General features: G+C 66.9%; 29 protein-coding genes. 14 read left to right on the top strand and 15 right to left on the bottom strand.

Features of this window, described 5'->3' with window-relative positions; all coding sequences use genetic code 11:
• Positions 1 to 32 precede the first annotated feature (32 nt).
• Genes carD through rlmB form a run of 4 tightly spaced genes read left to right on the top strand, consistent with a single transcriptional unit; the run spans position 33 to position 3,368 of the window.
• Positions 33 to 521, top strand: coding sequence for an RNA polymerase-binding transcription factor CarD (gene carD, locus G6N36_RS18825; protein ID WP_003888533.1), 489 nt, complete (start codon positions 33 to 35; stop codon positions 519 to 521).
• Positions 522 to 526: 5 nt separating this feature from the next.
• Positions 527 to 1,006, top strand: a complete 480-nt coding sequence (ispF, locus tag G6N36_RS18820) for a 2-C-methyl-D-erythritol 2,4-cyclodiphosphate synthase (RefSeq protein ID WP_163688428.1) — start codon at positions 527 to 529, stop codon at positions 1,004 to 1,006.
• A gap of 20 nt (positions 1,007 to 1,026) precedes the next feature.
• On the top strand, positions 1,027 to 2,427 hold the full coding sequence (gene cysS / locus G6N36_RS18815; protein ID WP_163688427.1) for a cysteine--tRNA ligase: 1,401 nt from the start codon (positions 1,027 to 1,029) through the stop codon (positions 2,425 to 2,427).
• On the top strand, positions 2,427 to 3,368 hold the full coding sequence (gene rlmB, locus G6N36_RS18810) for a 23S rRNA (guanosine(2251)-2'-O)-methyltransferase RlmB (protein WP_163688426.1): 942 nt from the start codon (positions 2,427 to 2,429) through the stop codon (positions 3,366 to 3,368). Before cysS ends, rlmB begins: the two co-directional genes overlap by 1 nt.
• Here rlmB and G6N36_RS18805 read toward each other — a convergent pair.
• The 4 genes from G6N36_RS18805 to G6N36_RS18790 form a co-directional block, all read right to left on the bottom strand.
• Positions 3,365 to 4,141, bottom strand: coding sequence for an SGNH/GDSL hydrolase family protein (locus G6N36_RS18805; RefSeq protein ID WP_235690104.1), 777 nt, complete (start codon positions 4,139 to 4,141; stop codon positions 3,365 to 3,367). The two genes, rlmB and G6N36_RS18805, sit on opposite strands and share 4 nt — an antisense overlap.
• 104 nt (positions 4,142 to 4,245) lie before the next feature.
• Entirely contained in the window at positions 4,246 to 5,487 is a 1,242-nt protein-coding gene (locus G6N36_RS18800; RefSeq protein ID WP_163688424.1) for an SLC13 family permease, read from the bottom strand.
• On the bottom strand, positions 5,478 to 6,398 hold the full coding sequence (locus G6N36_RS18795; RefSeq protein WP_163688423.1) for an MBL fold metallo-hydrolase: 921 nt from the start codon (positions 6,396 to 6,398) through the stop codon (positions 5,478 to 5,480). The genes G6N36_RS18800 and G6N36_RS18795 overlap by 10 nt, the downstream gene beginning before the upstream one ends.
• Before the next feature lie 17 nt (positions 6,399 to 6,415).
• Positions 6,416 to 6,814 carry a VOC family protein gene (locus G6N36_RS18790; protein ID WP_163688422.1) on the bottom strand — a complete coding sequence of 133 codons (399 nt, stop codon included), beginning with the start codon at positions 6,812 to 6,814 and terminating at the stop codon, positions 6,416 to 6,418.
• 66 nt (positions 6,815 to 6,880) lie between these two features.
• On the opposite strand from G6N36_RS18790, the gene G6N36_RS18785 reads away from it, so the two are divergent.
• Positions 6,881 to 7,912 carry a CobW family GTP-binding protein gene (locus tag G6N36_RS18785; protein WP_163688421.1) on the top strand — a complete coding sequence of 344 codons (1,032 nt, stop codon included), beginning with the start codon at positions 6,881 to 6,883 and terminating at the stop codon, positions 7,910 to 7,912.
• Positions 7,913 to 7,922: 10 nt separating this feature from the next.
• On the opposite strand, the gene G6N36_RS18780 is transcribed toward G6N36_RS18785, so the two are convergent.
• Positions 7,923 to 8,678: a LamB/YcsF family protein gene (locus tag G6N36_RS18780; RefSeq protein WP_163688420.1), complete on the bottom strand. Its 756-nt coding sequence runs from the start codon at positions 8,676 to 8,678 to the stop codon at positions 7,923 to 7,925.
• A complete protein-coding gene (gene bluB, locus G6N36_RS18775; protein ID WP_235690103.1) occupies positions 8,675 to 9,349 on the bottom strand; it encodes a 5,6-dimethylbenzimidazole synthase in 675 nt (224 codons plus the stop codon). Before bluB ends, G6N36_RS18780 begins: the two co-directional genes overlap by 4 nt.
• A 30-nt stretch (positions 9,350 to 9,379) precedes the next feature.
• Between bluB and G6N36_RS18770 the strand changes: the two genes are divergently transcribed.
• Positions 9,380 to 10,186 carry a sulfurtransferase gene (locus G6N36_RS18770; RefSeq protein ID WP_163688418.1) on the top strand — a complete coding sequence of 269 codons (807 nt, stop codon included), beginning with the start codon at positions 9,380 to 9,382 and terminating at the stop codon, positions 10,184 to 10,186.
• Here the strand turns inward: G6N36_RS18770 and G6N36_RS18765 are convergent.
• From G6N36_RS18765 to G6N36_RS18755, 3 genes are read right to left on the bottom strand one after another with little or no spacing between them, the layout of a single operon-like run.
• Entirely contained in the window at positions 10,183 to 11,043 is an 861-nt protein-coding gene (locus tag G6N36_RS18765; RefSeq protein ID WP_163688417.1) for a metal ABC transporter permease, read from the bottom strand. The genes G6N36_RS18770 and G6N36_RS18765 overlap by 4 nt on opposite strands.
• On the bottom strand, positions 11,036 to 11,839 hold the full coding sequence (locus G6N36_RS18760; protein WP_163688416.1) for a metal ABC transporter ATP-binding protein: 804 nt from the start codon (positions 11,837 to 11,839) through the stop codon (positions 11,036 to 11,038). The genes G6N36_RS18765 and G6N36_RS18760 overlap by 8 nt, the downstream gene beginning before the upstream one ends.
• 7 nt (positions 11,840 to 11,846) lie before the next feature.
• Positions 11,847 to 12,752 carry a metal ABC transporter solute-binding protein, Zn/Mn family gene (locus G6N36_RS18755; RefSeq protein ID WP_163688415.1) on the bottom strand — a complete coding sequence of 302 codons (906 nt, stop codon included), beginning with the start codon at positions 12,750 to 12,752 and terminating at the stop codon, positions 11,847 to 11,849.
• A 101-nt stretch (positions 12,753 to 12,853) separates the two neighbouring features.
• Between G6N36_RS18755 and G6N36_RS18750 the strand changes: the two genes are divergently transcribed.
• Positions 12,854 to 13,954 carry an Rv3575c family transcriptional regulator gene (locus tag G6N36_RS18750; RefSeq protein ID WP_163688414.1) on the top strand — a complete coding sequence of 367 codons (1,101 nt, stop codon included), beginning with the start codon at positions 12,854 to 12,856 and terminating at the stop codon, positions 13,952 to 13,954.
• Here the strand turns inward: G6N36_RS18750 and otsB are convergent.
• Together otsB and kstR are read right to left on the bottom strand one after the other, a co-directional pair.
• Entirely contained in the window at positions 13,951 to 14,697 is a 747-nt protein-coding gene (otsB, locus tag G6N36_RS18745; protein ID WP_163688413.1) for a trehalose-phosphatase, read from the bottom strand. The genes G6N36_RS18750 and otsB overlap by 4 nt on opposite strands.
• Before the next feature lie 2 nt (positions 14,698 to 14,699).
• The gene (gene kstR, locus G6N36_RS18740) at positions 14,700 to 15,371 is read right to left on the bottom strand and encodes a cholesterol catabolism transcriptional regulator KstR (protein ID WP_163688412.1); all 672 of its coding nucleotides are present in this window, start codon (positions 15,369 to 15,371) and stop codon (positions 14,700 to 14,702) included.
• Between the two features lie 210 nt (positions 15,372 to 15,581).
• On the opposite strand from kstR, the gene G6N36_RS18735 reads away from it, so the two are divergent.
• Entirely contained in the window at positions 15,582 to 17,675 is a 2,094-nt protein-coding gene (locus tag G6N36_RS18735) for an acyl-CoA dehydrogenase family protein (protein ID WP_179964952.1), read from the top strand.
• Here the strand turns inward: G6N36_RS18735 and G6N36_RS18730 are convergent.
• Together G6N36_RS18730 and G6N36_RS18725 are read right to left on the bottom strand one after the other, a co-directional pair.
• On the bottom strand, positions 17,672 to 18,220 hold the full coding sequence (locus tag G6N36_RS18730) for a hypothetical protein (protein ID WP_179964814.1): 549 nt from the start codon (positions 18,218 to 18,220) through the stop codon (positions 17,672 to 17,674). The genes G6N36_RS18735 and G6N36_RS18730 overlap by 4 nt on opposite strands.
• Positions 18,221 to 18,259: 39 nt before the next feature.
• The gene (locus G6N36_RS18725; protein WP_163688410.1) at positions 18,260 to 19,312 is read right to left on the bottom strand and encodes a ferredoxin--NADP reductase; all 1,053 of its coding nucleotides are present in this window, start codon (positions 19,310 to 19,312) and stop codon (positions 18,260 to 18,262) included.
• Between the two features lie 156 nt (positions 19,313 to 19,468).
• Here G6N36_RS18725 and hsaA point away from each other — a divergent pair, with 156 nt between their 5' ends.
• From hsaA to hsaB, 4 genes are read left to right on the top strand one after another with little or no spacing between them, the layout of a single operon-like run.
• Positions 19,469 to 20,653, top strand: a complete 1,185-nt coding sequence (hsaA, locus tag G6N36_RS18720) for a 3-hydroxy-9,10-secoandrosta-1,3,5(10)-triene-9,17-dione monooxygenase oxygenase subunit (protein ID WP_163688409.1) — start codon at positions 19,469 to 19,471, stop codon at positions 20,651 to 20,653.
• A 13-nt stretch (positions 20,654 to 20,666) separates the two neighbouring features.
• Complete coding sequence (gene hsaD, locus G6N36_RS18715) at positions 20,667 to 21,557, top strand: 4,5:9,10-diseco-3-hydroxy-5,9,17-trioxoandrosta-1(10),2-diene-4-oate hydrolase (protein WP_163688408.1); 891 nt, start codon at positions 20,667 to 20,669, stop codon at positions 21,555 to 21,557.
• Positions 21,554 to 22,453, top strand: a complete 900-nt coding sequence (hsaC, locus tag G6N36_RS18710) for an iron-dependent extradiol dioxygenase HsaC (protein ID WP_163688407.1) — start codon at positions 21,554 to 21,556, stop codon at positions 22,451 to 22,453. Before hsaD ends, hsaC begins: the two co-directional genes overlap by 4 nt.
• Positions 22,453 to 23,016, top strand: a complete 564-nt coding sequence (gene hsaB, locus G6N36_RS18705) for a 3-hydroxy-9,10-secoandrosta-1,3,5(10)-triene-9,17-dione monooxygenase reductase subunit (protein WP_163688406.1) — start codon at positions 22,453 to 22,455, stop codon at positions 23,014 to 23,016. The genes hsaC and hsaB overlap by 1 nt, the downstream gene beginning before the upstream one ends.
• On the opposite strand, the gene G6N36_RS18700 is transcribed toward hsaB, so the two are convergent.
• Positions 23,013 to 23,261 carry a fibronectin-binding protein gene (locus tag G6N36_RS18700; protein WP_163688405.1) on the bottom strand — a complete coding sequence of 83 codons (249 nt, stop codon included), beginning with the start codon at positions 23,259 to 23,261 and terminating at the stop codon, positions 23,013 to 23,015. The genes hsaB and G6N36_RS18700 overlap by 4 nt on opposite strands.
• The gene (locus G6N36_RS18695) at positions 23,261 to 24,040 is read right to left on the bottom strand and encodes an alpha/beta fold hydrolase (RefSeq protein WP_163688404.1); all 780 of its coding nucleotides are present in this window, start codon (positions 24,038 to 24,040) and stop codon (positions 23,261 to 23,263) included. The genes G6N36_RS18700 and G6N36_RS18695 overlap by 1 nt, the downstream gene beginning before the upstream one ends.
• 50 nt (positions 24,041 to 24,090) lie before the next feature.
• On the opposite strand from G6N36_RS18695, the gene G6N36_RS18690 reads away from it, so the two are divergent.
• The gene (locus G6N36_RS18690) at positions 24,091 to 24,468 is read left to right on the top strand and encodes a BlaI/MecI/CopY family transcriptional regulator (RefSeq protein ID WP_163688403.1); all 378 of its coding nucleotides are present in this window, start codon (positions 24,091 to 24,093) and stop codon (positions 24,466 to 24,468) included.
• Positions 24,465 to 25,379, top strand: coding sequence for a M56 family metallopeptidase (locus G6N36_RS18685; protein ID WP_163688402.1), 915 nt, complete (start codon positions 24,465 to 24,467; stop codon positions 25,377 to 25,379). Before G6N36_RS18690 ends, G6N36_RS18685 begins: the two co-directional genes overlap by 4 nt.
• Positions 25,380 to 25,382: the final 3 nt, after the last annotated feature.

Raw genomic sequence — 25,382 nt, 5'->3', positions numbered from 1 at the left:
TAACATTGGGTTGTGAAAGGGGCTCTAATCTGATGATTTTCAAGGTCGGAGACACCGTCGTCTATCCACACCACGGCGCCGCGCTGATCGAAGCGATCGAAACCCGGACCATCAAAGGCGAACAGAAGGAATACCTCGTCTTGAAGGTCGCCCAGGGCGATCTCACCGTTCGAGTCCCAGCGGAGAATGCCGAATACGTGGGCGTGCGAGACGTCGTCGGGCAAGAAGGTCTCGACAAGGTTTTCCAGGTGCTCCGCGCGCCGCATACCGAGGAGCCGACCAACTGGTCGCGCCGCTACAAGGCCAATCTCGAGAAGCTGGCCTCCGGCGACGTGAACAAGGTCGCCGAGGTGGTCCGCGACCTGTGGCGTCGCGATCAGGAGCGTGGCCTGTCCGCCGGCGAGAAGCGGATGCTGGCCAAGGCGCGTCAGATCCTCGTCGGTGAGCTCGCGCTTGCGGAGAACACCGATGACGAGAAGGCCGCGACCATTCTCGACGAGGCACTTGCTGCCGCCTCCTGAAGGCCATGACGAGCCTGCCCAGAGTCGGGCTCGGTACCGACGTACACCCGATCGAGACCGGTAGGCCGTGCTGGCTGCTGTGCCTGTCGTTCGCTGACGCCGACGGTTGTGCCGGACATTCCGACGGCGACGTCGCCGCACATGCGTTGTGCGACGCGTTGCTCTCCGCCGCCGGCCTCGGCGATCTTGGCGAGGTGTTCGGCACAGGCCGCCCCGAATGGCGCGACGTCAGCGGTGCTGACATGTTGCGCCACGTGCACGGTCTGCTGGTGGCCGAGGGTTACCGCGTCGGCAACGCCGCCGTTCAGGTCATCGGCAATCGGCCCAAGGTGGGTCCGCGTCGTGCCGAGGCCCAGAAGTTGCTGTCCGAACTCATCGACGCCCCGGTGTCGGTTTCGGCGACCACGACAGACGGTCTGGGTCTGACCGGCCGGGGCGAAGGTTTGGCCGCGATCGCGACCGCACTGGTCATTCCGCCCGAATAAGCCCGGTAAGCTGGCCCGTCGTGACCGACCTGCGGCTATACGACACGATGACGGGCGCTGTCCGCGACTTCGTGCCGGTGCGCGAAGGCCACGTGTCGATCTATCTCTGCGGCGCGACGGTGCAGGGTCTGCCTCATATCGGCCACGTTCGCAGTGGGGTGGCGTTCGACGTCCTGCGGCGCTGGCTGATGGCGAAGGGTTACGACGTCACTTTCATCCGCAACGTCACCGACATCGACGACAAGATCCTGAACAAGGCCGCCGATGCGGGCAGGCCGTGGTGGGAATGGGCCGCCACCTACGAGCGCGCGTTCTCGGCCGCTTACGACGCCCTGGGCGTCCTTCCGCCGTCGGCTGAGCCGCGGGCCACCGGACACATCACGCAGATCATCGAGCTGATCGAGCGCCTGATCGAACGTGGCCACGCCTATGTCGGCGGTGGTGACGTCTACTTCAACGTGCTCAGCCTGGCCGACTACGGGAAGCTGTCGGGCCACCGTATCGATGACGTACATCAGGGCGAAGGCGTTGCCACCGGTAAGCGCGACGAGCGCGACTTCACGCTGTGGAAGGGCGCGAAACCGGGTGAACCGTCGTGGCCGACACCGTGGGGGCGCGGCCGTCCGGGCTGGCACACCGAGTGCGTAGCGATGTGCGAGGCCTACCTGGGCGCCGAATTCGACATCCATGCCGGCGGTATGGACCTGGTGTTCCCGCATCACGAAAACGAGATCGCACAGGCCGAGGCCGCCGGTGATCCGTTCGCCCGGTTCTGGCTGCACAACGGCTGGGTGACCATGGGCGGCGAGAAGATGAGCAAGTCACTGGGCAACGTGCTGGCGATACCGGCTGTGTTGCAACGGGTTCGGGCTGCCGAACTGCGGTATTACCTGGGCAGCGCGCACTACCGGTCGATGCTGGAGTTCTCGGAGACGGCGCTGCAGGACGCCGCGAAGGCCTACACCGGAATCGAGGATTTCCTGCACCGCGTGCGTACCCGGGTCGGTGCGGTGGTGCCGGGCGAGTGGACACCGAAGTTCGCGGCGGCCCTGGACGACGACCTCGCGGTGCCGATGGCGCTGGCCGAAATCCACGCCGCGCGCGCTGAGGGGAACCGAGCATTGGACGCCGGCGACCACGAAGAGGCTCTGTCACAGGCGATGTCGATCCGGACGATGATGGGCATCCTGGGCGCCGATCCGCTCGACGAGCGCTGGGAGTCCAAGGACGAAACCTCGGCCGCGCTGGCCGCGGTCGATGTGCTGGTGCAGGCCGAGGTACAGCGCCGCGCTGACGCCAGGGACAGACGCGACTGGGCCGAGGCCGACGCCATCCGCGACCGTCTCAAGGCGGCCGGGATCGAGGTCACCGACACCGGTGACGGACCGCAATGGACACTGCTGGACGGTTATACAAAGTAATGGCTGGAAACTCCAAACGCCGTGGCGCGGTTCGCAAGCCGGGCACCAAAAAGGGGCCGACCGTCGGATCGGGCGGTGTGCGCCGCCGTGGACTCGAGGGCAGGGGAGCGACTCCGGCCGCCACGGACCGGGTCAATCATCCCGCGGCCAAACGCGCCGCCAAGGCGGCGAGAAAGCAACAGGGACGGCAACGCAAGACCGACGACGTCGAATTGGTGCTCGGGCGCAACCCGGTCGTGGAATGCCTGCGCGCGGGAGTGCCCGCCACCGCGCTCTACGTCGCCCTCGGCGCGGAATCCGACGAGCGACTGACCGAATCAGTCACGCGGGCAGCCGATTCCGGCATCGCGATCCTCGAGGTGCCCCGGACCGATCTGGACCGAATGAGCACCAACGGGCTGCATCAGGGAATCGCGTTGCAGGTGCCGCCGTATCAGTACGCACATCCCGACGACCTGGTGAAGTCTGCGACGACGGACGTGTCGCCCGCACTGCTCGTCGCACTGGACAACATCTCCGATCCGCGCAACCTCGGCGCGATCGTGCGGTCGGTGTCCGCGTTCGGCGGTCACGGTGTGCTCATTCCGCAGCGCCGATCGGCGTCGGTGACGGCGGTCGCGTGGCGCACAAGTGCGGGTGCGGCGGCCCGGCTTCCGGTGGCGCGGGCGACGAATCTCAATCGCACGCTGAAGGATTGGGCCAGCGCGGGTCTGCAGGTGGTGGGTCTCGATGCCGACGGTGACATCACGGTGGACGAGCTGGACGGCTCGGGCCACATCCTGGTCGTCGTCGGATCCGAGGGCAAGGGTCTGTCGCGGCTGGTCAGGGAGAACTGCGATGTGATCGTGTCGATTCCGATGGCCGGGCCGACGGAATCGCTGAACGCATCGGTGGCCGCCGGTGTGGTACTCGCCGAGATCGCCCGCCAGCGCCGCAGCTAGTACGCGGGCTGCAGAATCTCGGCCAGCCCAGGCAATTTCGGTTCTATACCGGCACCTGGCGTCACGCGCCGTAGCCGACGCGCCACCCACGGCGCAGCGAATGCTGTCGCCCATCGCAGGTTCTGCCACCAGCTGTGTACCGGAGGCGACGACGCCAGCAGGGCGGCTGAGCGCGACGTGAGGCTGTGCGGCACCGTGAGTGTGTCGAGGACTTTGGCGGCCATGCGTTCATGCCCGAGTGGGGACAGGTGAATGCGGTCGCCCGCCCACAGCCGCGGATCCCGAAATTCGGTGAACCGCCAGAAGTCCACGAGCTGAACACCGATATCGTCGACGACGGTGCGCAGCAACTCGTTGTAGATCGCGGCACGGCCGCGCAGCCGCCGGAACAACGGCACCGTTCCGAGATCGGCCGCGGTGAACGTCAGCACCACGGCACCCGTCTGCTGCAGCGTCTTCAGCGCGTCGGCATAGCGCGCCATCATGGCGTCGATGTTGTTGCGCACCAACAGCAGATCATTCATCCCGGCATAGACCGTCACGATATCGGGCTCGAGCATGACGGCGGTCTGGATCTGCTCGGCGAGGATCTCGTCCATGGTGCGCCCGCGCACCGCCAGGTTGGCGTACCGCATGTGCGGGTTGTGCTGTCCGAGCACTTCTGCGACGCGATCGGCCCAGCCGCGCAGACCGTTCGGGCAGTCTGGGTGGGGGTCGCCGATACCTTCGGTGAACGAGTCGCCGAGCGCGACGTACCTGCTGAACGCCTCCATAGCATCAATCTGGCCGATACTATGGCGACGCGCACCCCGCAGCGCCGCCGGTGGCTCAATCGACATGCGTTGTCCCACTGTCGTTTGAGCGCAGGTAACCGGGCCTACACGCCGATCAATCGGATGCTCACCCATAGCGCTGCGACCGAAGCCAGCAGGGTGAGCGGTACGGTGCACAACCCGATCCGGGTGAATTCGACAAACCCCGTCGGCATCTCGCGGCGTACCACGCCGCGCCACAGCAGGTTGGCCAGTGAGCCGATGTAGGTCAGATTCGGCCCGATGTTCACCCCGATAAGTACGGCGAGCACGGCTGCCGGGCCCGATGCCGCGACGAGCGGAAGCATGACCAACACCGCGGGCAGGTTGTTGACGGCGTTGGACAGCGCGGCGGCGATCGCGGCGATTCCGAGCAGCGCGGGCAGCGTGGTCCCGGTGGGAAGCACATGGCGCATCGCGGAGTCGAGGCCGTGCAGCATCACCGCGTCGACGACGACCCCGAGGCACAATACGAACGCCAGGAACGGCGCGTCGATCGCGGCGGCGATCCGTATGACGGTGGTGTCGCGGTGCGCGAGTGCGCGCACGCCCAGGATGGTCGCGCCCGCCAGGGCCGCCCAGGCCGGGGAGTGTCCGAGTAGCGAGGCCACCGCAAAACCGACGAGGGTGAGTGCGAGAACCACCAGCACGAACACCGGGACGTCGACGGGCTCTGAGGTATTTGCCTGCTGCGATTCGATCGACAGATCACGCTTGAAAAGCCAACGCAGAAGGACGAATTCGACGGCGATCGCCGCCAGCCACGGCAGGGCCATGATCGCGGCGAAATGCAGGAAGGTCAGGCCCGCTGCCGTGAACGCCAACAGGTTGGTCAGGTTGGACACCGGCAGCAGCAGCGACGCGCTGTTGGACAGGTGGGCGGTGGCGTACGCGTGCGGTCGGGCCGGTACGGCCAGCGTGCGTGCCGTCGCGAGGACGACCGGTGTCAGCAGCACGACGGTGGCATCCAGGCTCAGGATCGCGGTGGTCGCCGATGCGACGACGAACACCATGGACAGCAGGTGTTTGGGGTTGCCCGCGCTGAACCGCGCCATCGCGACGCCTGCGGCGCGGAACAGGCCTTCGTCATCGCACAGGCGCGCCAGCACCAGTATCGCCGCGAGGAACCCGACGACGGGCAGCAGCCGGTTCACCTCGTCCAGCGCTTCCGGCACCGAGATGACGCCGGCGACGAGCAGCGTGGCGGCCGCCGGCACCGCGACGATGGCCTCGGGCCAGCCGTGCGGGCGCACGATGGCGAACAGCAGCACGACGGCCAGCGCGACGAGCGCCAGGCTCAACTCCACGGGTCCGTGCGCTGCCAGAGCGTAGGCAGATGCAGCGCGACACCGTCCTCGACAGCCAGCCGGGAAAGCAGCCGCATCGTGACGTCCAGGTCGTCACCCGCGTAGGGCAACGCGCGCAGCGGCTTGTGCAGCGGGCGGAAGAAGTCGTCCCAATTGGTCAGGACGACGCGGCGCGCACCAACCGTGCGCACAGCCTCTGCCCAGTAGTCGAGCAGGTACTGCTCGGGCTGCACACCGAGCTGCCCGACGCCGAGGTAGACGACGTCGGCCTGTTGTCCGGCCAGCGCACCGGGCACGAAACCGGCGCTGCCGACGATCAGCAGCCGCCGGTCCGACGGCCGGTGATGCACGACCGTCGACCATGCTTCACCGCACTTGTATGCCGGCGCGCGCACCGGTGGCGTGACGGGTTCGGTGATGACTCCGGGAAATCGGTCGGGGGGGCAGTGTTCGGACTCGATCAGCGTGACGTCATACGCCCCAAGGGTTATCGGTTCACCCGGTATCGCCACGACGAGACGATCGTCGGGCAACCCGTGACCGAGGCCGACCTGTCGCGCCGATGTTCCGCCGACCACCTTCGCGCCGGTGCGCTCGGCGACGACGGCGCTGTCCATCGCGTGGTCGAAATGGGTGTGCACCGGCAACACCGCCTCGAGCCGCTGCACGCCCAATCGCGCCAACGAGCCGTCAATCCTAGGCGCCGAGGGCGACAACGACCGCAGCCCGACCTCGGCGAGGCTCGGTCGGGAGAAGAAGCCGTCGGTCATCACCGCGGACTCACCGTCGTCGACGAGCAGCGTGGTGACGCCGGCCCAGGTGACGGTCAGCGGCGCACCCTCGGGCGCAGCGGGCGCGTCGAAGTAACCGGCGTAGTCGGCCAGGTTCGGCCTGCCGAGCTTGAGGCGCATGGCGCCAGCCTATGGGGTCAGAACACCGGCCTTGGCACCAGCACGACACGCCAGCCGTCGGGATCCTCGAAGGTCAGCGCACCCACTCCCGCCCAGTACGGATTCTCGGCGTCGACGGGGTACCGGCCTGCCAGCGCCAGCCTTTCGACGACCTCGTACATCTGAGCATCGCTGCGGAAATACAGGACGAGCAGATTCTCGCGCGACGGCGCGGGTCCTGGACTGCCGTCTACGTGCGAGGTGAACTCGAGGTGGTAGTCGATGCCGGGCAGCCCGATCATGACGCCGTCGTATCCGGCGTGGTTGGCGAACCGGTAGATCACCGGCAAGCCCAGCGCGTCGGTGTAGAACCGCTCGACTTCGGCAAGTCGGTCCGTCGGCCTGGCCATCCGCACTTGCGCCACCGCGGTGTTCATTTCCGCAGTCTGCAACCTCAATCGCGGTTCAGGTCAACTACCGGTCGGCATCGTAGAGTTGTGCGAGTGAGCAACATCCCCGTCATCGCGCTGACGGGATATCTCGGCGCGGGCAAGACCACCCTGCTGAACCATGTCCTGCGAACGCCGAGAGCTCGACTTGGCGTGATCATCAACGATTTTGGCGCGCTCAACGTCGACGCCGGACTGGTCACCGGCCAGATCGACGAACCCGCCTCGATCACCGGCGGCTGTGTGTGCTGTCTGCCGGACAACGGTGGGCTGGACGAGGCGCTGACCAAGCTCACCGACCCACGGCTCGACCTGGATGCCATCATCGTCGAGACCAGCGGCCTGGCCGACCCCGTCGCCGTGGCGCAGCTGATTCGGTTCAGCGGTGCTGACGGCGTGCGGCCGGGTGGCATCGTCGACGTCATCGACGCCACCACCCACTTCGACGTGGTGGATCGCGATGCACGCCCGCCGGCGCGCTATGCCGCCGCCTCGTTGATCGTCGTCAACAAGATGGATCGACTGCCCGAGGGGGACCGGCAACCGCTGCTCGAGCGAGTCGAGCAGCGTGTGCGAGAACGGAACCCTCATGCGCCTGTCGTCGGGACAGTCGGCGCACGAATCGACCCCGCACTGCTGTATGACCTACCCGGATCGGATGACGAGCCGGGCCAGCTCTCGTTCAGGGAACTCCTCTTTGACGCCGCGGACGAGGCACATGCCCACGCGGACGATGATCACGCCCACGCCGACGCGGTCACGGTGACCAGCTCGGGGTGTATCGACCCGGGCAAACTTCTTGACCTACTGGAGGATCCGCCGTCTGGGGTCTATCGAGTCAAGGGGACGATCGCCGTGCGATACCGCTCGACAGTGCGGCCCTATGTCGTGCATCTCGTTGGTCCGTCCATTCATATCTCCACCGCTTCCGCGTCGGCGGCGCCGAACAGCCTCGTCGCCATCGGAATGGAGCTGGACACAGAGCACGTGCGCGCCCTTCTTCACGACGCGCTCGCTCCTTGTGACGGAAACGCGTCGGCAGGCGCCATCCGCCGACTGCAGCGCTATCGCCGGCTGAGCCTGTGAGCACGCAGGCTCAAGTGAACGGCCTGATCTCGACTCCGTCGGATCCCAGCCGGGCCCGAACCGCGTTGGCGATGTGCACCGCCCCCGGCGAATCTCCATGCACGCAAACAGATTCGACCGTGATCGGAATCGTGGAGCCGTCGGCGGCGGCAACTCGTCCCGCCGTCACCATCGACGACACCCGGTCGGCGATCTCGTCGACGTCGTGCAGCACCGCGTTGGGCAGGCGTCGGGATATCAGCTGCCCGTCGGATCGGTACGCGCGGTCGGCGAACGCCTCGGACACAGTCCGCAGGCCGAGCTCCTGCGCCTCGGCGAAGAACACCGAACCGGACAGGCCCAGGACGGGCAGGGCCGGGTCGACAGCGTATACCGCTTCGGCGACCGCCCGCGCCTGATCGTGATTGGTGACGATCGTGTTGTACAGCGCGCCATGGGGTTTGACGTAGGTTACCGTCGATCCCGCCACGCGAGCGATCGCCTGTAGCGCGCCGATCTGGTAAATCACGTCCGCCTTCAGGTCTTCTGGATCGGCGTCGATGAAGCGTCTGCCGAATCCGGCGAGATCGAGATAGCTGACCTGCGCACCGATGCGCACATTGCGTTCGGCGGCCGCCCGGCACGTCCGCAGCAACAATGCAGAGTCGCCGGCGTGGAAACCGCACGCGACGTTCGCGCTCGTGACGACGTCGAGCATGGCGTCGTCGTCACCGAGCTTCCACACTCCGAAGCTCTCGCCGAGATCGGCGTTCAGGTCGACGGTCACGTCGACCAGCCTACGATCGGCGCCTGCGCGGCCCACCGGTTCTCGGCGACGAACTCGCTCAGCGGCCGTCCGACCGCCCAATCGTCGATCTCGAGTTGCGGACGGTCGGGAAACTCCGGCACCGGACCGAGACACAGCACGGCGACCGCTTCGGCGTCCTCCGGAACACCGAGCAACTCCCCGAGCCGGCGCGGGTCGAAAATCGACACCCACCCCATGCCGAGACCTTCGGCACGTGCGGCCAGCCAAAGGTTCTCGATGGCGCACGACACCGACGCGAGATCCATCTGGGGCAGCGTGCGCCTGCCGAACACGTGGGCCTGCCTACCGTCGCCGAGCGCGACGACGAAGAGCTCGGCACAGTCCAGAATGCCTTCGACCTTCAGGGCCAGGAACTCGGCGTTGCGCGGGCCGAGCGCCTCTGCCGTGCGCTGACGCTCGTCGTCGACGACGGCGTGGATGTCGCGGCGCAACGCGGGGTCGGTGATCCGGATGAATCGCCACGGCTGCATCAGCCCGACGCTGGGCGCGGCATGCGCGGCCTGCAGTAACCGGAACAGGACGTCCTCGGGGATCTCGGATCCGGGGACGAAGCGGCGCATATCGCGGCGCGCGGCGATCACCCGATAGATCGCGCTTCGCTCAGCAGGGCTGAATGCGTGCTCGGTCACGCTGGTGAGCTTAGGTGGCACCATCGAAAGGTGACCCGCGAGCAAGTATTGATCAGTGCGGCGGAGCTGAAACAGCGACTCGACGACGGCGAGCGGCCGACGATCCTGGACGTGCGTTGGCAGCTCAACGAGCCCGACGGTCGCCCGGCATTCGAGCGTGGGCACATCCCGGGCGCGGTGTACGTCTCGCTGGAGGACGAGTTGTCCGACCACACCGTCACCGGGCGCGGGCGCCACCCGCTGCCCTCCGGTCGCGACCTGGAGGCAGCCGCCAGGCGTTGGGGTGTACGCGACGGTTCGCCGGTTGTCGTGTACGACGACTGGAACCGGGCCGGGTCGGGGCGCGCCTGGTGGGTGCTGACCGCGGCGGGCATCCCCGATGTGCGGATCCTCGACGGCGGACTGGCCGCCTGGTCCGGTCCACTCGAATGCGGTCCGGCGAGCGTGCAACCCGGCGATGTGACGGTGGCACACCACGACCTGTACGCAGGCGCGTTGTCGACACTCACCGCCGAGCAGGTGACCGCCGCCGACCTGACCCTGGTGGATGCCCGCGCGCCGGAACGCTTTCGCGGCGAGGTCGAGCCGGTCGATCCGGTCGCGGGCCACATTCCCGGCGCCCGTAATGTCCCGAGCACGAGCCTGCTGGACCGCGACGGGCGTTTCGTCGCCGATGTGCCGGAGGCCAGCGGCGCCGTGGGCGTGTACTGCGGATCGGGTGTCACGGCATCGGTCGTGGTCGCTGCGCTCGCCGCGGCCGGAGTCGACGCCGCGCTGTATCCGGGCTCATGGTCTGAATGGTCCTCGGACTCAACACGTCCGGTGGAACGGGACTAACCGCGGGCACGGCCCCGGCGACCGATCAGCCAGCACACCAGGAAGATCGCGAACGAGATCGTCGTGACGAACACCGAGACCGGAACGCCGGGCGCCAGCGACAGCAGGATGCCCCCGACGGCGGACACCTCGGCGAAGATCACCGATGCCGCGAGCGCCGCCCCGGGTGACGAGAACACCCGAACGGCGGCCGCAGCGGGTGTGATCAGCAGCGACATCACCAGCAACGCCCCGACGATCTGCACGCCCTGTGCGGCCGTGACCCCGACCAGCGCGGCGAAAACGATGCCCAACGCGCGCACCGGAACTCCGCGTCCCGCCGCCACCTCGGGGTCGACAGTGGCGAACAACAGGGGACGGTAGGACACCGCAAGCACGACGATGACGACTATCGACACGACGGCCAACAACGCCAGCCCCGAGTAGCCGACGCCGACGATCTGCCCGGTCAGCAGCGCGAAGCTCGTCCCGCTGCGCCCGGGATAGAGATGGATGAACAGCACCGCAAGGCCGAGCCCGAACGCGAGCACCACACCGATCGCCGAATCCCGTTCGCGCGCACGCTGGCCCAGCACCCCGAACAAGACCGCGGCCAATGCGCATCCGACAAGTGCGCCGATACCGACGTTGAAACCGGCTAGCAGCGCGAAAGCCGCTCCGGTGAGCGACAGTTCGCTGGACCCGTGCACCGCGAACGACATCTGCCGCATCACGATGAACGGTCCGATCAACCCGGACACCAGGGCGAGCAGTGCGGCCGCGAGTAGGGCCTGCTGGACGAAGTCGCGGCGCAACAGGTCGATGGTGATGTCGAACGAGAACAGGTGTGCCAGCAGGTCGGTGAGCCGTTCACTCATGGTCGTGGCCGCTCGCGTGTGCCGAGTGGTCGTGCTCGCCGACCACGACGTAGCGGCTGCCGACCTTCACCACCTGGATGTCGGCGCGATACAACTCGGACAGGGTCGCCGACGTCATCACCTCTTCGACGGTGCCGATCCGGAATCGACCGTCGACCAAATACAGCACCCGGTCTACATATGGCAGAACGGGATTCACCTCATGGGTGACGAAAAGTACGGCGGTGTTCGCGTCGCGCCTGCGCGCATCGATCAGCGTCGACACCAGCCGTGCGTTGGCCGGATCCAGGTTGAGCAGTGGCTCGTCGCACAACAGCAGCACCGGATCCGTGGTCAGCGCCTGGGCGATCCGCACCCGCTGGAGCTCGCCGCCGGACATCACACCGACCGGCACATTCGCGAGTGCCTTGCCGTTGACCTGGTCCAGCGCCCGCTGCACGGCTGTGCGCTTGGCCGAACGGTCGGTCGCCAGACCCCAGCGGTGACCGTCGAACCCCAACCCGACGAGATCACACCCCCGCAGCGACAGTCCGCTGTCGATCGCGCGGTGCTGGGGCACGTAACCGATTCGCCTGCTGCCCTTTTCGACCGGCTTACCGCAGATCGTGACCTTGCCCGCGGTGAGGGGCAGTTGGCCGAGCAGCACCTTGAGCAGGGAAGTCTTGCCGGTACCGTTGGGGCCGAGCACTGCGATGAATTCGCCCGCGCGCACGGTGAGGTCGAGTTGGTCCCACAGCACGCGTTCGGCGAACGCCAGCCGGGCGCTCGTCAGTTCGGCGACGACGTCAGCGGGCACGGATCGATTATCTGTTCGCCGGTGGCGCCTTATCCAACTGGCTCGCCAGCTGTTCGGCGGTTTGGCGCTGCCAGGTCAGGTAGTCGGTGTCATCGGGCAAAGTCTCCGTCACGTTCACGACGGGTATCGAGGCGCGGCTGGCGGCGTCCCGAAGCTGGCTGGTGACCGCGGTCTCGGTCTGCGGGTTGTACACCAGCGCGGACACCTGCCGAGCGTTGATCAGGTCGAGCACCGCGGCCAGGTCCGCGGGCGACGGGTCGGTGTCCTGCTCGATCGCGTTGGCGAAGCCCTCCGGAGTCTTGTCGGTGATACCTGCATTGACCAGCAGGTAGTGCGCGACGGGCTCAGTCGCGACGACGGAGGCCCCAGGATGTTCCTGGCCGATCGTGCGCTCGAGCGCCAGGATCTCGTCGGTCTTGGCGCCGAACGTCGCGGCGTTGGCGCGGTAGGCCTCGGCGTTGCCGGAGTCGATCGTCGACAGCCGTTCGGCGATCTGCGCGGCGACGGCCTTGGCGGTCGCCGGGTCGTAGAAGACGTGCTCGTTCGGGGGTTGCGACGAGGCCGGCAGTAGCGCGACGGCGTCGACGCTGGGCACGTCCGGATGTTCTTCCAGCACGTGCTCGACCCAGTGGTCGTAGTCGCCGCCGTTGAAGACGACCAGCGAGGCGTCGGTAAGCGCCGCGGTGTCGGCAGGGCTGGCCTCGAACGAGTGCGGATCGGCGACCGTGCCGTTCACGATCGATGTCACGGATGCATGGTCGCCGGTGACAGCGCTGGCCACGCTGCCCCAGACATCGGTGGATGCGACGACGGATACGGCGCCGTCGCCGGATCGCGCCGATTCCTGCTGAGTGCATCCGGCCGCGCCGATCGCCACCACGACCGCCGTCATCGCCGCAAAGCTGGCACGCATGGCAACCTCCCGTAAGCCTCTGAATAGAAATGAAAACCGTTTCCAATAACTCTATCCCACGGCATCCCGGGTTACGCAAATTCATGGGCTAACGTCACAGCATGTCCAGGAGTCCAGCGCCCCGGCGCCGGGCGACTCTGGCTTCGTTGGCCGCCGAGTTGAAGGTCTCGCGGACCACCATTTCCAACGCCTACAACCGGCCGGATCAGCTGTCGGCCGATCTCCGCGATCGTGTACTGGCCACCGCGAAGCAGCTGGGCTACCCGGGGCCGGACCCGGTGGCCCGCTCGTTGCGCACCCGTAAGGCGGGGGCGGTCGGGCTGATGATCACCGAACCGCTCAACTACTCCTTCAGCGATCCCGCCGCGCTCGACTTCGTCGCCGGACTCGCGGAGTCGTGCGAAGAGGCCGGGCAGGGACTGCTGCTCGTGGCGATCGGTCCGAAGCGAAGCCTCGACGACGGTTCGGCTGCCGTCCTCGCGGCGGGGGTGGACGGGTTCGTGGTGTACTCCGCCTCCGACGACGATCCCTATCTGTCGGTGGTGCAGCAGCGGCACCTGCCGATCGTCGTCGTCGACCAGCCGAAGGATGCGCCGGGCACCTCGCGGGTGTGTATCGACGACCGCGAAGGCATGCGCCAACTTGCCGAACATGTTGTGGGCCTTGGCCACCGGGAGATCGGGCTGTTGACGATGCGACTGGGACGCGACTGGCCGCATGGTGGACCGAAGCCGGCGTTGGCCGACCCCGACCGAGTCCAGACTCCGCACTTCCACGTGCAGCGCGAGCGCATCCACGGCGTACACGACGCAATGACCGCCGCGGGCCTCGACCCGGCGTCGCTGACCGTGGTCGAGAGCTATGAACACCTGCCGACGTCCGGTGGGGCGGCCGCCGAGGTGGCCCTCGACGAGAACCCGCGTATCACCGCGCTGATGTGCACGGCCGACGTGCTGGCGCTGTCGGCGATGGATCACTTGCGCGCGAAGGGTATCTACGTTCCCGGGCAGATGACGGTGACCGGCTTCGACGGTGTGCCCGAGGCGTTGCGGCGCGGCCTGACGACGGTCGTGCAGCCGAGCATGGAAAAGGGCAGACGCGCGGGCCGATTGCTGCACAACCCGCCGCGCTCCGGGCTGCCGGCGATCGAGGTGCTCGAGACCGAGGTGGTGCGCGGCCGCACGTCGGGTCCGCCCGCCTAGCTCTGGCGACGGGCACTCAGCAGGTACGCCATCGCTTCTGCGACATCGGCGGGCGACTCGATGCGAAAGCCCGCCGCTGTGTCACCGGGTCCGACCTTGACCCCGATGTCGCCGTCGCGCAGCCGCGCGAATGCCTTCTCGTCGGTGACATCGTCCCCGAGAAAGACCACAGCGGTAGCGGCGTTCTGCTCGCGCAGGATGTCGACCGCCTCGCCCTTGTCGGTCTGGATGACGGCGAACTCCAGCACCGCCTTGCCCGCGGTGGCGTGCGCATCCCAGGTGTCCGAGGCGCGGCGGGCCTGGTCCAACGCCGCCTCGCCGTCGCCCGGACTGGCATTGCGGACATGCAGGGCGACCGATGCCGGTTTCGTCTCCACCGTGACGCCGGGCTTGTCCGCAGCGATCTCGTTCAGCTCGGCGATGATTCGGGTCAGCAGGCCCTCGTCGATGTCGTGGGCGAAGCCGGTGTCGAATTCGGCCCCGTGGCTGCCGACCAGGTGAACGGATGCCGGCATCCTCGACAGCGTGCGCAGCACGCCGAGCGCCCGTCCGGATACCAGGGCCACGTGGGTGTCGGGCAGTTCGGCGAGCGCGGTCAGCGCGGTGGCCGCATCGGGCAGCATCCGGGCGTCGGCCGGGTTGCTGACGATGGGCGCGAGGGTGCCGTCGAAATCGCAGGTGACCAGTAACCGGGGAACCCGGGAAACGGTATCGAGCGCGCGCTGCAGTTCGACCGGGAGCACGCCTAGATCTTAGGGTGCTCGCCGTCGCCGATCAGAAGCCGCACGGCGAGGTCCAGACGCTTGGCGACATCGGTCGCCGACGCCCGCCGCGTCAGCCAGGCGAGCAGGTTCGAAAGCCAGACGTCGGAGATGACGCGCGCGATGTGGTACTGGTCCTCGGTCGGCTCGCCGTCGCTCATGGCGCGGGCGAACATCGAGTCCATCAGCTTGCCGACGTGGTCAACCTCGCCCGCCGCCGACGCGTCGGCGAATACGAATGCCCGTGTCATCGCCTCGGTCAACAGCGGATTGCGCTGCATCGACCGGTTGAGCTTGCCGACCATGACGTTCAGGCGCTGGTACGGGGTGCCCCCGACGATCGTGGCACGGTCGGTCTTGGCGTCGATGCGCTCGAATTCCCGGCCCAGCGCCGACACGAGCAGGTGCACCTTCGAGGGGAAGTAGCGATACAGCGTGCCTACCGCGACATCGGCCCGTTCCGCGACCGCGCGCATCTGCACCGCCTCGTAACCGCCCTTGGAGGCGATGGCCAGGGTGGCGTCCAAGATTCGCTTGCGGCGCTCCCGTTGGGCTTCGGATCCCAGTTCGGACTCGGCCAATACCGCCACGGTCATCACCTGGGGCGGTCGCGAATCCGACCCCGATCCCGGGTTTGGCTGTGACAGGCCGGACATCTGATCGACTACTCCCTCTCCGCGCGCGTACTCGTGAAAACGATACGCATGCCGAACTACATTTTCTCACTTCAGAAACGCCGCGGCACCGACGTGTCCTGCTGCTATGGCGGTCGACTTGACGGTCGATCGCTGGCACTATTAGAACACGTTCTAGTGGGAAGCATGGACTTCTCACCCAAACGCTAGGAGCAGACGGTGTCAGCCACAATGACCGACGAGCAGTTTGCCGCGCGCGAGCTGGTCCGTAGCTGGGCAGCTGCTTCCGGCCCCTCCGAGGCGGCCAGGAGGGTGGAGGCGGGCCAGCCGGACGCGTGGCGTTCAGCTTACGACGGGCTGGCTCAACTCGGCCTCTTCGGTGTCGCGCTTTCCGAGGAGAAAGGCGGCGCCGACGGCACCGTCGAGGATCTGTGCGCGATGGTCGACGAGGCCGCCGCGGCCCTGGTCCCGGGCCCGGTCGCGACCACGGCCCTGGCCACGTTGCTGGTGGAGCAGGCCGACGTCCTGGAGTTGCTGGTCGGCGGTGAACGGGTAGCGGGCGTCACGCTGACGGCCGACATCGAACTCGACGGCGCCCGGGCATCCGGCACCGCCGACTACGTGCTGGGAGCCGATCCCGGCGGGTTCTTGCTGCTGCCCGCTGCGGATTCCGTCGTGCTGATCGACGCGTCTGCCGACGGTGTCACCGTCGAACCGCTGACCCCGACCGACTTCTCGCGGCCGCTGGCGCGTGTCGTGCTCGACGGCGCACCCGCGGTGAAGCTGTCGACGTCGCCGCAACGTTTCGCCGACCTGGCGGCCACGGTGCTGGCCGCCGAGGCAGCGGGGTTGGCGCGCTGGGCGCTACAGACCGCGACGGAGTACGCGAAGGTGCGCGAGCAGTTCGGCAAGCCGATCGGCAGTTTCCAGGCCATCAAGCACATGTGCGCCGAGATGCTGCTGCGCTCCGAGCAGGCGTCGGTGGCCGCGGCGGACGCGGCCAGGGCGGTGGCCGAGGATGACGAACAGCAACTCTCCATTGCCGTCGCGGTGGCTGCGGCCGCCGGAATCGACGCCGCGAAGGCCAACGCCAAGGACTGCATTCAGGTACTCGGCGGCATCGGGATCACGTGGGAGCACGACGCGCATCTGTATCTACGGCGCGCGTACGGCATCGCCCATTTCCTCGGCGGCGCTGACAAGTGGCTGCGTCGTGTCGCGACACTCACTCAGCAGGGTGTGCGCCGCGATTTGAAGATCGACCTTGAATCGGTGGAGCATCTGCGCCCCGAAATCGCTTCTGCGGTAGCCGAAGTCGCCGCTCAGCCTGCGGAGAAGCGGCAGGTTGCGTTGGCTGATTCCGGTCTGCTGGCGCCGCACTGGCCGCGTCCACACGGCCGCGAGGCCGGCCCGGCCGAACAGTTGCTGATCGATCAGGAGCTGGCCAAGGCCGAGGTGGTCCGACCGGATCTGGTGATCGGATGGTGGGCGGTGCCGACGATTCTCGAGCACGGCTCTCCCGAGCAGATCGAGCAGTTCGTCCCGGCCACGCTGCGTGGCGAGTTCCTGTGGTGCCAGCTGTTCAGTGAGCCCGGCGCGGGGTCGGATCTGGCCGCGCTGCGCACCAAGGCCGTTCGCGCTGACGGGGGCTGGAAGCTCACCGGTCAAAAGGTGTGGACGTCGGCGGCTCACAAGGCGGCATGGGGGGTGTGCCTGGCCCGTACCGATCCGGACGCCCCCAAGCACAAGGGCATAACCTATTTCCTCGTCGACATGAAGTCGGCGGGCATCGACATCCGTCCGCTGCGAGAGATCACCGGCGACAACCTGTTCAACGAGGTGTTCTTCGACGAGGTCTTCGTGCCCGACGAGATGGTGGTCGGCCCGGTCAACGACGGCTGGCGGCTGGCACGCACGACGCTGGCCAACGAGCGGGTGGCGATGGCGCATGGCACCGCGCTGGGTAACCCGATGGAGGAGTTGTTGCGTCAGGTCGCCGATCTCGATCTCGATTCGACCGGACAGCACCAGCTCGGCTCGCTGATCCTGGCGGCGCAGGTCGGCTCGCTGCTGGACCAGAAGATCGCGGAACTCGCTGTGGGGGGCCAAGATCCGGGCCCGCAAGCCAGCGCGCGCAAGCTGATCGGGGTGCGCTACCGGCAGGCGCTGTCCGAGCTGAGGATGGAGCTGTCCGAGGGTGCCGGCGTCGTCGACAACAAGACCGTCTTCGACTTCTTGAACACGCGCTGCCTGACGATCGCGGGCGGAACCGAGCAGATTCTGCTCACCATGGCAGGCGAACGACTGCTCGGCCTGCCCCGCTAGCTGAAGGCGGCCTGCGCGCAGGCGTTGGGTGTCGTGAGGTTGACGCCCGCGTACACCACCTGGATGTAGGAGCACACGATCAGCGGAACATCGGTGCGGGGGCGGCCGGTGTAGGAGTCGATCGGCCACGCGACGCCGTGCAGGCTGACCCGATCCGGCGGTCCACCGCCGAAGTAGACCGTCGAGATCTCGTTGTCGGTCAACGATTTGAAGATCCGGGTGTTCGGCGTCGCGACGTTCGAGTTGATGTAGACGGAGCGGTCCATCGTGCGCAGCGTCACGTTCTGCCGGGCGTACAGATCACCGGGAAACCCGACCACACCGGTCGGTGTGCGCAGGTTTGCGACGGTGTCGAACAGGCATCTCGCTTCGGCCGTAATGCAATTGGCGGTCACACGCATCTGAATTGTGTCCACCGGATTCGCGGGAATCGACGAGTCCGCCGTGTCCAGCGCAGCCGATGACACGGCCGTCGGTGTGATGGACGCTAGTGTCAGCACTGTCGCCGAGATCGCCACGAACGCGCCGGCCAACCGCCTAATCACAGAGATGCTCCCTTCGGTGCGCGCATCGTAGCCCGCGGGTTACTCGTCGTAGGTGACTTCGACCGAATCGGATCGCGGCAGCGCCTGGCAGCCCAGGATCAGGCCTTCGTCGAGGTCGGACTGCTCGAGCACGTCGTTGATTTCCATCTCGACGTCGCCGCTCTTCTTCAGTACCGCGCATGCGCCGCAGTGGCCCTCTCGACACGAGAACGGCGCATCGAGGCCCTTGTCGAGCAGGACGTCGAGCAGCTTCGCCTTGCGCGGCCAGGTGATCTCATGCTTCTCACCGTCGAGCGTGACGACCGCTGTGGCCGGGCCCTCATCGCTGTCGTCTTCCTCGATGACCACCGCGGCGAACGGGTCGGAGTCCAACGACTTGAACACCTCGATGTGAATGCGTTGCGCGCCGACGGTCTTGAGCGCTTCCTCGGCCGCGACCATGAACGGACCCGGGCCGCAGATGTACGCGTCATGTCCCGCATACGGCTCGGCCAGGCCGGCCAACGCCGCTGCGCTCGGCAGCCCCTGCACGCTGACGAGCCAGTGCACGACAGTGAGGCGATCGGGGTACTTGGCCGCCAGGTCGCGCAGTGCGGCGTTGAAGATCACCGAGTTCTCGTCCTCGTTGGCGTAGATCAGCACGACCTTGCCGCTGCCCTCGGCGAGCGCCGACTTGCAGATCGACATCATCGGCGTGATGCCGCTGCCGGCTCCCAACAGCAGGAAGTCGGTGTCGAGGGTCTTGGGTACGAAGGTGCCCGACGGCGCCAGCACGTGCATCTTCATGCCGGCGTGCGCGTTGTCGCACAGCCAGTTCGAGGCGTATCCGTCCGCGGTGCGCTTGACGGTCACCGTCAGCGGGTCGTCGGTGAAGGGGGAACTGCACAGCGAGTAGCAGCGCGCCACCGAGCCGGTGCGATCGCTGGGCACCCGCAGCGTCAGGAACTGACCCGGCGAGTAGCGCAACCGGTCGGCGGGGACGTCGGCTCCGTCCGGGACGGCGAAAACCAGCGAACGCGCGTCGGTGGTCTCCTCGACGACGTCGGTCAGCTCCAGCTCGAGCACGTGGCTTCCGAGCGGCTCGTCCGTCACCGTGCACCCTTCCTCGCGAAATATCATGGCCAATAACTAGAACAGGTTACAGAAATGCATGTCCCCAGGTCCAGCCGCCGCAGCAAGGCCCTTCTCGACACAAATCGTAACGTGTTCTAATCTTTATCTAGGCCCATACTCCGGAAGGCGAATCCAGTGACGTCCATTGAACAGCGTGACGTGCAGTCGGTCCTAGCCGGCATCGACGATCTGCTGCCGCTCATCGCAAAGCGGGCGCAGGCGGCCGAGGAACTGCGGCGGTTGCCCGACGAGACCGTCGCCGAACTCAACGAGGCCGGGTTCTTCAAGCTTCTGCAGCCCGAGCAGTGGGGCGGCCTGCAGTGTGATCCGACGGTCTTCTACGAAGCCGTCCGCCGCATCGCGAGCGCCTGCGGGTCGACCGGATGGGTCAGCTCGATCATCGGCGTCCACAACTGGCATCTCGCCCTGTTCGACCAGCAGGCGCAGGAAGAGGTCTGGGGCGACGATCCGGCCGTCCGGATCTCCTCGTCGTACGCGCCGATGGGGGCGGGCACCGTGGTCGACGGCGGTTATCTCGTCAACGGCGCGTGGCACTGGTCCTCGGGCTGCGACCATGCCACGTGGACGTTCGTCGGCGGTCCGGTGATCAAGGACGGCAAGCCGGTCGACTTCGGCAGCTTCCTCATTCCGCGGTCGGACTACGAGATCGACGACGTCTGGCATGTCGTGGGGCTCAAGGGCACCGGGAGCAACACGCTCAAGGTCAAGGACGTCTTCGTCCCGCGGCACCGCTTCCTGTCCTACAAGGCGATGAACGACCGCACTGCCGGTGGGCTGGAGAACAACACCGCACCGGTTTACAAGATGCCTTGGGGCACCATGCATCCCACGACCATCTCGGCGCCGATCATGGGTATGGCGTACGGCGCCTACGACGCCCACGTCGAACACCAGGGCAAGCGCGTCCGCGCGGCGTTCGCCGGCGAGAAGTCCAAGGACGACCCGTTCGCCAAGATCCGGATCGCCGAGGCGGCGAGCGATATCGACGCCGGCTGGCGGCAGCTCATCGGCAATGTTCGCGATGAGCATGAACTGCTGAAGGCGGGCAAAGAGATTCCGTTCGAGCTGCGGGCCCGGGCCCGACGTGACCAGGTCCGCGCCACCGCCCGCGCCATCTCGTCGATCGACCTTCTCTTCGAGGCCTCCGGCGCGACCGCGCTGAACTCCGATCAGCCGGTGCAGCGTTTCTGGCGCGACGCGCACGCCGGCCGCGTGCACGCCGCCAACGAGCCGGAGCGGGCCTACCTGATCTTCGGGAACAACGAGTTCGGCCTGCCACCGCAGGACACGATGGTTTAACTGGGAAGGCCTGATGACCTCCTTCGCTGCCGAAGCTGCGCAGCAGCAAGAGATCACGTTCGAGTCGACCTCGCGCTACGCGCAGGTTCGCGATGACATGCGCCTGCATTACCACGAGGCGGGTGTCGGCAACGAGAAGACTGTGGTGCTGCTGCACGGCGGCGGACCGGGCGCGTCGAGCTGGTCGAACTTCGGTCGCAACATCGCTGTGCTGGCCCGCCACTTCCACGTGCTCGCAGTCGATCAGCCGGGATATGGACACTCGGACAAGCACACCGAGCACGAGCAGTACAACCGCTACAGCGCCACCGCGCTGCTGAACCTGTTCGACCATCTGGGGATCGAAAGCGCCGACCTGGTCGGCAACTCGCTCGGCGGTGGGACCGCGGTGCGGTTCGCGCTCGACAACGGCAGGCGCGCCGGCCGGCTGGTGTTGATGGGCCCCGGCGGCTTGTCGGTGAACCTGTTCGCACCCGACCCCACCGAGGGTGTGCGGCTGCTCGGCAAGTTCACCGCCGAGCCGACGCGCGAGAACATGGAAAAGTTTCTGCGCATCATGGTCTTCGACCAGAACCTCGTCACGCCCGAGCTGATCGACGAGAGGTTCGAGATCGCGAGTCAGCCCGAATCGCTGGCCGCCGCCCGCGCGATGGGTAAGTCTTTCGCGGGTGTGGACTTCGAGCTCGGCATGATGTGGCGCGAGGTCTACAAGCTGCGCCAGCGGGTGCTGCTGATCTGGGGCCGCGAAGACCGGGTCAACCCGCTCGACGGGGCGCTGGTGGCGCTCAAGCAGATCCCGAAGGTCCAGTTGCACGTCTTCGGACAGTGCGGGCACTGGGCGCAGGTGGAAAAGTTCGACGAGTTCAACAAGCTGACTATCGATTTTCTCGGGGGTGGCTCATGAGCATCAAGTCATTGGGTTATCTACGCATCGAATCAACCGACGTGGGGGCGTGGCGCGAGTACGGCCTGAAGGTGCTCGGCATGGTGGAGGGCTCCGGTCAGACCGAGGGCGCGCTGTACCTGCGGATGGACGAGTTCCCGGCGCGGCTGGTCATCGTCCCCGGCGAGCATGACCGCCTGCTGCAGTCCGGTTGGGAGACCGCGAATGCCGCGGCGCTGCAGGAGATTCGCAACCGCCTCGACATCGAGGGCACGCCCTACAAAGAGGCATCGGCCGCCGAACTCGCCGAGCGCCGCGTCGACGAGATGATCACGTTCGACGATCCCTCGGGCAACACGCTGGAGGTCTTCCACGGAGTTGCGCTGGAACACCGCCGCGTCGTCAGCCCGTACGGCCACAAGTTCATCACCGAGGAGCAGGGTCTCGGTCACGTGGTGCTCACCACGCGCGACGACGCGGAGACACTGCACTTCTATCGCGACGTGCTCGGCTTCTTCCTACGTGACTCGATGAAGCTGCCGCCGCAGCTCGTCGGCAGGCCCGCCGATGGCGCGCCGGCGTGGCTGCGGTTCCTCGGCGTCAACCCGCGCCACCACAGCCTCGCGTTCATGCCCGGTGAGACACCAAGCGGGATCGTGCATTTGATGGTCGAGGTCGGCGAGGCCGACGACGTCGGGCTGTGCCTTGACCGTGCGCTCCGCCGCAAGGTCCCGATGTCGGCCACCCTGGGCCGTCACGTCAACGACAAGATGCTCTCGTTCTATATGAAGACACCCGGCGGATTCGACGTCGAATTCGGTTGCGAAGGCCTGCAGGTCACCGACGACGATTGGGTCGCCAGGGAGAGCACCGCCGTCAGCCTGTGGGGCCACGATTTCAGCATCGGCTTCAAGTAGTGGGTGAGCCCATCGATCCCCGCACATTCCGAAATGTGCTGGGGCAGTTCTGTACGGGCATCACGGTGATCACCACCGTGCATGACGGGCAGCCCGTCGGGTTCGCGTGCCAGTCGTTCGCCGCGCTGTCGCTGGATCCCCCGATGGTGCTGTTCTGCCCGACGAAGGTGTCGCGATCCTGGAAGGCCATCGAGGCCAGCGGGCGCTTCTGCGTCAACGTCCTGCATGAGAAACAGAAAGACGTATCGGCGCGCTTCGGCTCCAAGGAGCCGGACAAGTTCGCCGAAATCGATTGGCATCTATCGAAACTCGGATCGCCCATCATCAAGGACACGCTGGCGCACGTCGACTGCACGGTGCATTCGGTGCACGACGGCGGCGATCACCTCGTGGTGTTCGGCGCGGTGCACTCGCTGTCGGACGTGCCACACAAGAAGCCGCGCCCGCTGTTGTTCTACAAGGGGCAGTACACCGGGATCGAGCCGGACAAGAACAGCCCGGCACATTGGCGCGACGATCTCGAGGCGTTTCTCACCGCCACCACCGACGACACCTGGCTCTAGATACAGCCCGCCGAGCAGGGGTCGAGCGGCGGCATCATTTCGGGGTCCGGGGCGTTCGGATCCACCGGCACCTGAGTCGACAGGTCGACATTGTGATCGAGTTCGGGCGCCGTCGGGATGATGTTGCAGATGAAGGTGAGTGCAAGGTCGCACGGAGGACGTCCGGGCTGTGCGGCGGCCGGGACGGCGAACGCCACCGCCGCGCCACAGATGGCGACGGCCGCGAGGACTGCCTTCTTGATCATTACGACGAGCTTAGTCCCACCCTCTCGATGAATTCGACGATTGTCCGAGCCACCTCACGGTGCACCGTCTCGTTGAGAATGTCGTGGCGGCCGCCTGGGAACTCGGTGAGCTGCAGCGGCGCGATCTGCTCGGCATAGGCGCGGACGGCGCCGACCGGTGCTATCGAGTCGTTGACGCCGTGCACCGCCAACGTCGGCACCGACAGGTTCGGCAGATCCCCGCCGAACCGGTCCCAGGCCCTGTCCAGCTCTCGGGCGAGCGACGTCCCGTCGGCGCCGACGAACGCCAGCGGATCGTTCTCCAGCGAATCGACATAGAAGGGGTCCGCCGAGAGCCAGCCGGGCTCGAGGTCGAACGCCGTGTCGGTGTCGAGGAGTTCGGGGATCGGCACCAGGGGAGCGCCGGAGACGACTCCGGCCCGGTAGCGGTCGGGTTGATCCAGCAACCGGAACAGGGTCACGACGGAACCGAACGAATGGCCCTGGGCGATCAGCGGCACGCCGGGCCGCTCGCCTTCGGCCAGTTCGGTGAGGGTGTCAGCCAGGTCGGAACAGTATTCGATCGAACCGAAATCGCCGCGGTCACCCGGGCTGAGTCCGTGGCCGAACTGGTCGACCGCCCACAGGTCGATGCCCGCGGCGTTCAGTGCGAACCCGTAGCGGTGGTAGACCCCGGTGTGTTCGCCGAAGCCGTGCAGGAAGACGACCGCGGCGCGCGGCTCGGGGGCGGCCCAGTGCCGGTAATACGCGCGGCCCTTCGGGTGGTCGATGAACGGCATGCCTCGACGCTAGCGCTGATCGACTACCCTTCACAGGCCAGGAGGTATCAATGCAGCAGCGCGGATTCGGCGACCTCGAGGCGACCGTCATGGAACGTGTGTGGGGTCGCGAGCGCGGTGTGACCGTCCGCGAGGTCTTCGAAGAACTCTCCGGCGCGCGACAGATTGCATATACAACCGTGCTGTCCACGATGGACAACCTGCACCGCAAGGGCTGGGTGAAGCGAGAGCGCGAGGGTAAGGCGTACCGGTACTGGCCGACGATGACGCGCGAGCAACGTTCGGCGAATCTCATGCGAGCCGCTTTCGACGCCGGCGGCGACACCGAAGCGGTTTTGGCTTTCTTCGTCAACCAGATGACCGAGACGGAGTCCGCTCAGTTGAAGGCGGCGCTGCGCCGCACAGGTACCGGGAAGCGGCGTCGATGACGGTCGCGATTCTGCTGCTGGTGTATGCGGCGCTGGTGACGTGGGTGTCGCCCCCGCTGCTCTCCCGGCTCACCTGCCGCGGGGTGAGCCCGCGCCTTGGGGTTGCCGCATGGCTCTCGGCGATCACCGGTGCGCTGCTCGCATGGGCGGCGGCCGTGACGATCCTGGTCGCAGCGGGCGTGCAGGGACTTTCGAACTCCTCGGCGATGATGTTCTGCCTGAAGCTTGTGGGTCTGCCCGCGGCGGCGCCGAGTCCGTTGAGCATGGCGGCGCTCATCGTCATCGGCCTGGTGGCGTCGGCGGTGGTCACGGTCAAAGTGACCCGGGCTGTTCGCGGGTTGCGGCTGCACAGTCGCGAACACGCTCATACCGCCCGGGTCGTCGGCGTCCCCACTGATCGGCCCGATGTCTTCGTGGTGGCCGCCGATCGGCCCGCCGCATACTGCGTCGTGGGGCGGCCGCACGCGATCGTCGTCACGTCGGCGGCGGTGGAAACGCTTGACGAAGCGCAACTCGCGGCGGTGCTCGCACATGAGGACGCTCACCTGTCCGGCCACCATCACCACCTGCTGATGGTGCTGCGCGCGCTCGCGTCGTCGTTACCGTTGTTGCCGTTGTTCACCCGCGGTGCCGCGCAGGTGGCCGACTTACTGGAGATGCGCGCCGACGATTCGGCTGCGCGCCGGCATGGCACGCGGCCGTTGATCGCGGGGATGATCATGCTCGCGGGCTCGGCGTCATCGCCCGTTGCGGGTATGGCCGTAGCCGCCAACGCGGTGATCGCGCGGGTGACCCGGCTCATGGATCCGGCACAGCGCGGGACACGTTGGGCTCACCGGCTTTTGGTGTCGGCGACCATCTCGGCGATCGTCACCGCGCCCGTCGTCGTCAACATGCTGTGCCACCACTGACGA

This window comes from Mycolicibacterium gadium, assembly GCF_010728925.1.
GTDB classification, from domain to species: Bacteria; Actinomycetota; Actinomycetes; order Mycobacteriales; family Mycobacteriaceae; genus Mycobacterium; species Mycobacterium gadium.
This window is presented reverse-complemented; position numbering and strand designations above follow the sequence as displayed.

Excerpts from the sequence above, each read along its gene's own strand:
- carD (WP_003888533.1), top strand. The coding sequence starts at position 33 with ATGATTTTCAAGGTCGGAGACACCGTCGTCTATCCACACCACGGCGCC.
- ispF (WP_163688428.1), top strand. The coding sequence starts at position 527 with ATGACGAGCCTGCCCAGAGTCGGGCTCGGTACCGACGTACACCCGATC.
- rlmB (WP_163688426.1), top strand. The coding sequence starts at position 2,427 with ATGGCTGGAAACTCCAAACGCCGTGGCGCGGTTCGCAAGCCGGGCACC.
- G6N36_RS18805 (WP_235690104.1), bottom strand. The coding sequence starts at position 4,141 with ATGGAGGCGTTCAGCAGGTACGTCGCGCTCGGCGACTCGTTCACCGAA.
- G6N36_RS18795 (WP_163688423.1), bottom strand. The coding sequence starts at position 6,398 with ATGCGCCTCAAGCTCGGCAGGCCGAACCTGGCCGACTACGCCGGTTAC.
- G6N36_RS18790 (WP_163688422.1), bottom strand. The coding sequence starts at position 6,814 with ATGAACACCGCGGTGGCGCAAGTGCGGATGGCCAGGCCGACGGACCGA.
- G6N36_RS18765 (WP_163688417.1), bottom strand. The coding sequence starts at position 11,043 with ATGAGTGAACGGCTCACCGACCTGCTGGCACACCTGTTCTCGTTCGAC.
- G6N36_RS18755 (WP_163688415.1), bottom strand. The coding sequence starts at position 12,752 with ATGCGTGCCAGCTTTGCGGCGATGACGGCGGTCGTGGTGGCGATCGGC.
- G6N36_RS18750 (WP_163688414.1), top strand. The coding sequence starts at position 12,854 with ATGTCCAGGAGTCCAGCGCCCCGGCGCCGGGCGACTCTGGCTTCGTTG.
- kstR (WP_163688412.1), bottom strand. The coding sequence starts at position 15,371 with ATGTCCGGCCTGTCACAGCCAAACCCGGGATCGGGGTCGGATTCGCGA.
- G6N36_RS18735 (WP_179964952.1), top strand. The coding sequence starts at position 15,582 with ATGACCGACGAGCAGTTTGCCGCGCGCGAGCTGGTCCGTAGCTGGGCA.
- hsaD (WP_163688408.1), top strand. The coding sequence starts at position 20,667 with ATGACCTCCTTCGCTGCCGAAGCTGCGCAGCAGCAAGAGATCACGTTC.
- hsaC (WP_163688407.1), top strand. The coding sequence starts at position 21,554 with ATGAGCATCAAGTCATTGGGTTATCTACGCATCGAATCAACCGACGTG.
- G6N36_RS18700 (WP_163688405.1), bottom strand. The coding sequence starts at position 23,261 with ATGATCAAGAAGGCAGTCCTCGCGGCCGTCGCCATCTGTGGCGCGGCG.
- G6N36_RS18695 (WP_163688404.1), bottom strand. The coding sequence starts at position 24,040 with ATGCCGTTCATCGACCACCCGAAGGGCCGCGCGTATTACCGGCACTGG.
- G6N36_RS18690 (WP_163688403.1), top strand. The coding sequence starts at position 24,091 with ATGCAGCAGCGCGGATTCGGCGACCTCGAGGCGACCGTCATGGAACGT.
- G6N36_RS18685 (WP_163688402.1), top strand. The coding sequence starts at position 24,465 with ATGACGGTCGCGATTCTGCTGCTGGTGTATGCGGCGCTGGTGACGTGG.